General features: G+C 66.4%; 2 protein-coding genes. Both read right to left on the bottom strand.

Going from position 1 to position 1,366, the window contains the following annotated elements:
- Positions 1-30: 30 nt before the first annotated feature.
- Positions 31-948 (bottom strand): IS3 family transposase, encoded by a 918-nt coding sequence (locus ACIHAD_RS48860; RefSeq protein WP_397361751.1) that lies wholly within the window; start codon positions 946-948, stop codon positions 31-33.
- Positions 949-950: 2 nt separating this feature from the next.
- Positions 951-1,319, bottom strand: a complete 369-nt coding sequence (locus ACIHAD_RS48855) for a transposase (protein ID WP_153262475.1) — start codon at positions 1,317-1,319, stop codon at positions 951-953.
- Positions 1,320-1,366: the final 47 nt, after the last annotated feature.

The raw sequence follows: 1,366 nt of genomic DNA, 5'->3' as shown, positions 1-1,366 counted from the left end.
TGTCAATCCCCTCAAAGCGTGGAGACGGGTCTATGCCACAGCGGTCCTCAGCAGGGCCGATGAGGCTTGTCTCTTCTCGATCATGTGACGTTCGAAGGTGATGGGCGGTAGTCCGTCGTTGGCGCTGTGCCGCCGACTGGTGTTATAGAAGTCGGCGATCCAGGTGGCGATCTTCAGGCGGGCCTCGGCCCGGGTGTGGAACCGATGGCGGTGCACGTACTCGACCTTGATGGTGCTGTTGAACGCCTCTGCCGCTGCGTTGTCGAGCGCGCAGCCCACCCGGCCCATCGACTGAACCACGCCCAGGCGCCCGCATAGCTCCTGGTAGCGGGCCGCGGTGTATTCCGAGCCGCGATCCGAGTGGAAGATCACCCCGTGCACGTCGCCGCCGCGAGAGGCCACCGCCATCTGCAGCGAAGCACAGGTCAAGGCGGCATCATGGTGTTCGGACATCGCGTAGCCGAGCAGCCGGCGTGAGAACAGGTCCTCCACCGTGGCCAGATACAGCTTGCCCTCGTCGGTGTCGATCTGCGTCACATCACCGCACCACAACACGTCCGGCGCGACCGCGGTGAACGTGCGCCGCACCAGATCCGGCGCGGCCGGCCGCTTGCCCTGCCGAGTCAACGACCGCGACTTACGCCGCCGCCGTGCCACCAGACCGAGCTCAGCCATCCGCGACGCCACCGTATTCTCCGACACCCGCCAGCCCGCCTCATGCAGGTCACGCGTGATCCGCGGCGAGCCGTAGGTGCCGCCCGAGGCCTCAAACAAGCGGCTGATCTCCGCATTCAGGTCGGCCCGCCGGCGCTGGCGAGCGGTCGGCGCGTCGTCGCCGATGCGTTTCTTCCACTTGTAGAACCAGGACTGCGAGACGCCCAGCGCCCGGCACGAGGTGATGTGGTCGATGTTGTGCTCGGTCTTCTGGGAGCTGATGAAGGCCACCACGTCTATCGGCCCATCGCCTCTTTGACCCACAAGACCACGGAACGCTTGAGCAGATCACGCTCGTCTTCCAGCTCGGCGCGTTCCTTCTCCCACGCCGCCTTCTCGCGGGCGTGCTGCTTGGCCAGCTCGGCCTTCTCCCGCCGCAGCCGGGCCAGCTCCTCCTGCTCGGACTCCTTCAGCGTTCCGCTCCCGTTGCCTCCGCCGTTGTACTGCTCGGCGAGCCGATCCATCTGCACCCAATTGTGCAGCGTGTACGGGCTGATCCCCAGATCCCGCGCCACCTGGGCCACGGGCTTGCCGGTCTCCTTGACGATACGCAACGCCCCAGCCCGGAACTCCGGATCAAAGCGCCGCCGCGTGACTGCTGCCACGACCAAACCTCTCCCGGTTCGGTCTCCACGCTACGGGGGGATGCACA

It is taken from the genome of Nonomuraea sp. NPDC052265 (assembly GCF_044547985.1).
Taxonomy (GTDB): domain Bacteria; phylum Actinomycetota; class Actinomycetes; order Streptosporangiales; family Streptosporangiaceae; genus Nonomuraea.
This window is presented reverse-complemented; position numbering and strand designations above follow the sequence as displayed.